The sequence below is a fragment of the Kitasatospora sp. NPDC040550 genome, from assembly GCF_055594965.1.
Window position 1 is genome coordinate 18013 of record NZ_JBVIWC010000015.1, and the last position, 4406, is coordinate 22418.

At 74.4% G+C, this 4406-nt stretch carries 3 protein-coding genes; 1 reads left to right on the forward strand and 2 read right to left on the reverse strand.

Annotated elements, in window-relative coordinates:
* Window positions 1-110 precede the first annotated feature (110 nt).
* Window positions 111-1847 carry an amidase gene (locus ACZ58X_RS22225; RefSeq protein ID WP_470335332.1) on the reverse strand — a complete coding sequence of 579 codons (1737 nt, stop codon included), beginning with the start codon at window positions 1845-1847 and terminating at the stop codon, window positions 111-113.
* Window positions 1848-1953: 106 nt separating this feature from the next.
* Entirely contained in the window at window positions 1954-3513 is a 1560-nt protein-coding gene (locus ACZ58X_RS22230) for an APC family permease (protein ID WP_470335333.1), read from the reverse strand.
* Window positions 3514-3608: 95 nt separating this feature from the next.
* On the opposite strand from ACZ58X_RS22230, the gene ACZ58X_RS22235 reads away from it, so the two are divergent.
* Window positions 3609-4238: a TetR/AcrR family transcriptional regulator gene (locus tag ACZ58X_RS22235; RefSeq protein WP_470335334.1), complete on the forward strand. Its 630-nt coding sequence runs from the start codon at window positions 3609-3611 to the stop codon at window positions 4236-4238.
* Window positions 4239-4406: the final 168 nt, after the last annotated feature.

Below are 4406 nucleotides of genomic sequence, written 5' to 3' on the forward strand. Positions count from 1 at the left end.
CTCTCCTCCCCCCCCCCCCCCCCCGCCCCCCCCCCCCTCCCCCCCCCCCCCCCCCCCCACCTCCCCCCCCCCCCCCCCCCCCCCCCCCCCCCCCCCCCCCCCCGCGTCCGTCAGTTGGCGGGGAGCCGCGGGGTGCGCGAGGGCTCGGTGCGGCGCTGCCCGGTCGCCTCGAAGGCGGCGGCGAGCCGCAGGAGCGCGGTGTCGTCGTAGGCGCGGCCCGCGAAGGTGAGCCCCACCGGCATGCCGATGTCGGCCATGGTGCCCATCGGCACGGTCACGGTCGGGATGCCGAGGTGGCGCGGCACGAGGTTGCCGTTGGCGACCCAGACGCCGTTGCGCCAGCCGAGGTCGGCGGAGGCCTCGTTCACGTCCATGTCGGCCGGGCCGACGTCGGCGACGGCGGGGAAGACCACGGCGTCGAGGCCGAGTTCGTCCATCCACACCTCCAGGTCCACCCGGCGGGTCTCCTCCAGGCCGCGCAGGCCCGCCTCCAGCAGCGGGATGTCGGTGAGGGAGGCGTACGGGCGCTCGCGCACGAAGCGCGGGTAGGCGCTGACGGTGTCGTCGAAACCGGCGTAGCGGTCCGGGAGTTCGCCCTCGTGCTTGGGGAAGATGCGGTCGCCGTCGACCTCGGTCAGGGTGGCGAGCGCCGGGTCCCCGTTCGCGCGCAGGAAGTCGTCCCAGGACCAGGCGGACAGGTCCTCGATCTCGACGGTGAGGTAGTCCCGGCTGACCAGGCCGCGGGTGAACAGCGAGGGCGCGCCGGGGCGGTCGGCCTCGTAGTTGGTCACCACCGGGAAGTCGACCTCGACGACCTCGGCGCCGGCCGCCTCCAGGTCGCGGCGGGCGGCCTGCCACAGGTCGATGACCGAGGCGCGGGTGTCGATCCGCTGCCCGGTCTGGCCGCCGATGCCGCCCTCGGGGTTGGTGCCGGCCTCGGGGTCGGCGTTGATGTACATCCGGGGCACGCCGACGCGCCGGCCGGCGAGGGTCGAACCGGCCGCCGCCGCGTCGGCCGGGGCCAGCGCGGGGTACGAGGCGGGGCGGACCTCGGAGGCCGCGGGCAGCTGGATCCAGGGCTGGGAGCGCCACAGGTCGCCGCGGGTCTCCGCGTCGTCGGCGACGATGACGTCGAGCAGTTCGAGCAGGTCGGCCATGGTGCGGGTGTGCGGGACCACGACGTCCATGGTCGGCACCAGCGGCCAGTTGCCGCGCACCGAGATCACGCCGCGGCTGGGGGTGTAGGCGCACAGGGCGTTGTACGAGGCGGGCGCCCGGCCCGAGGACCAGGTTTCCTCGCCGAGGCCGAAGGCGCCGAACGAGGCCGCCGTGGCGGTGCCCGAGCCGTTCGAGGAGCCGGAGCCGTAGGCGCTGGTCAGCCAGTCGGCGCTGTACGGGCTCTCGGCCCGGCCGTAGACGCCGCGCTGCATGCCGCCGTTCGCCATCGGCGGCATGTTGGTCAGGCCGATGAGTACGGCGCCGGCGGCGCGCAGCCGCTCGATCGCGAAGGCGTCGCGCTGGGCGACGAGGTGCTCGAAGGCCGGTGAACCGGCGGCGGCGGTCAGGCCCTTGGCGAGGTAGCTGTCCTTGGCGGTGTACGGGATGCCGTCGAGCGGGCCGAGGGTGCGGCCCTGGGCGCGGCGGGCGTCGGAGGCCTCGGCCTCGGCGCGGGCCTCCGGGTTCATCACGACGAGCGCGTTGAGCGCGGTGCCGGTGCCGGGCCGGTCGTAGGCCTCGATCCGGGCGAGGTAGGCGTCGAGCAGGCCGACCGAGGTGGTCTCGCCCTTCTCCAGCGCGGCGCGCAGGTCGGCGATGCCCGTCTCGACGACGTCGAAGGGGTGGGTCATGCGGGTTCCTCCAGGGGTGTTCGGTCTCGCGTCGGAAGCGGAGAGTTGGAAGCGGAAGGTCGGAAGCGGGGGAGTCGGAAGGTGTGCGCCGGTGGCGGTGGGCCGACTACACGACGGCGGGGGCGAGTTCGTCGCTGTGCGGGCGGTCCTGGCCCGGTTCGGGCATCCGGCGGTCGGGTCGGCGCGCGAGCAGGTAGCCGAGGCCGGCCAGGGTGACGGTGCCGACGCCGAGCGGTGCCGCCCAGATCTGGTACCACGGTGCTCCGGCCGGTGCGAGGATGGCGCGCGGCCAGCAGATGTTGACCACCTCGAAGCCGGTCCACAGCACCGCGAGGACGTTGAGCGGGGTGCCGAGGCGACCGTAGCCGACGGCCCCGGCGGGCTTCCAGGTGCCGCGCAGGCGGGCCGTCAGGGCGACCACGGTGAGCAGGAAGAACGGCACGAAGGTGGCGGCGCTGCCGAAGGTGATCAGGCTGCCGATGGCCGAGGTGCTCAGGCCCAGGGGCAGGGCGGCGGAGCTGACCACGGTGGCGGCGACCAGGCCGCCGATCGGCGCCTTGTGCCGGTTGACCTTGCGGACCTGCCGGGAGAACGGGAAGACGTCGTCGCGGGCGAGCGAGTAGAGGCCGCGGGCGGCGCCGCCCTGGGAGGCCATCAGGCAGGCGGTGAAGCTGATCAGGACGACGAGGACGAAGGGCTTGTCGGCCCAGCCGCCGAAGGCGTGGGTGACGGCGGTGGTGACCGGGTCGAGGTCCTTGAGGGCGACGACGTCGGCCGGGTTCGGGTGGGCGAGCTCGACCGAGACGGCGTTGAGGACGACGACGAGCCCGACGCTGAGCAGCGACCACCACATCGCCCTGGGCACCTGCCGGGCGGCGTCCTTGGTCTCCTCGGCGGTGGACACGCAGGCGTCGAAGCCGATGAAGGCCCAGCCGGCGACGGCGACGGCGGCGAGCAGGGCGCCGGTGTCGCTGACGCCCAGTCCCTTCGGGGCGTCGAGGAAGTCGGTGAGCAGGGCGAATCCGTGCTGCCGGAAGACCAGCAGCAGGGTGAGGCCGACCAGCACCGAGGCGACGGCCTCGGCGGCGATGCCCAGGCTGACGAACCGGCGCAGCAGGTTGATGCCGTAGGCGTTGACCAGGGCGCAGCCGAGCATGAAGCCGACCGCGACGAGGACCTGCTCGGCGGGGGTCGGGACGGTGCCGAAGAGCGCGAAGAGCCAGGGCGAGGCGAGGTAGGCGACGGTGGTGTTGCCGAACATCACGGCGAACTGCCACAGCCAGCCGCTCAGCCAGGCGACCGCCGGTCTGGACAGGCGTCTGCTCCATTGGTAGGCGCCGCCGGCCAGCGGCCACTGCGAGGCGAGCTCGGCGTAGACGGCCACGACCAGGCACTGCCCGAGCAGGCACAGCGGCAGTGCCCAGACCCAGGCGCCGCCCGCGACGCTCATGCCGACCTGCACGGCCGCGTACAGCCCGACGACGGGGGAGACGACGGCGAAGCCCATGGAGATGTTGCCGAGCACGTTCAGGCTGCGCCGTAGCTCCTGCTGGTAGCCGAGTGCGGCCAGCCGGTCGGAGTCCGTGACGTCAGCGGCGTCAGCGGCGTCCGTGGCATCGGCGGCGTCGGCGGCGTCGGTGGCGACGGTGGGGGTGTTCTCGGCCACTGGCTGCGCCCTCTCGATAAAACTAACTTTGTTAGCAACTGCTGTCGGTCTGGCACGATAGCCCCCGGACACGGAGAGCGGAAGAGGGGATTTCGGTGGGCCGACCGAGCAGGGCAGTGCTGACCCGCGAGCGGATCGCGCGCGCCGCGCTCCAGGTGGTGGACGAGGAGGGCCCCGACGGGCTGACCATGCGGGCGCTCGCGGAGCGGCTCGGGGTCAAGGCGGCGTCGCTCTACAACCACGTGCCGAGCAAGGACGCCCTGGTCGACGCCGTCTCCGGGCTGGTCAACGACGAGATCGACCACGGCCCGCTGGGCGACCCCGACTGGCGGGCCGGCCTCGCGGCGTACGCGCGCGGCTACCGCGCGGTCTTCCGGCGGCACCCGAACGCCCTCGCCCTGCTGGCCCGTCGCCGGGTGGAGGCCGACAGCGCGCTGACCGGCTACGACGCCCTGCTCGCCCTGCTCGGCCGGGCGGGCCTCGCACCCGCCGACGCCGCCGAGGTCGCCGCGGCCGTGGACTACCTGGTGCTCGGCTCCGCGATGGAGACCTTCGCCGCGGGCTTCACCCGGGAACCGGCCGCGTACCGGCCGCAGTACCCGGCACTCGCGGACGCCCTGGACGGCTCCCTGGCCCGGGGCGGCGGCGCGACGGAGCTCGACGACCGCGGGTTCGAGGTGGGGCTTGGCCTGCTGCTGGACGGGATCGAGCGCCGGACGTCGTAGGGCGTGCCGTGAGACGTGGTACGGCGTGTCCTGAGCAGGTCGCCCCCGCGCGAAGCGGGGGGGACCCCCCCCCGGGGGGGGGGGGGAGGGTGGCGGCCCGCGTAGAGGGGGGTGGGGCCCCAGGGGGGGAGGGGGGGGGTGGGGAAAGGGTGTCCTGCCCGAAGGACC

Bases quoted from the DNA above. Each gene is read 5' to 3' on its own strand.
- ACZ58X_RS22225 (WP_470335332.1), bottom strand. From the start codon at position 1,847: ATGACCCACCCCTTCGACGTCGTCGAGACGGGCATCGCCGACCTGCGC.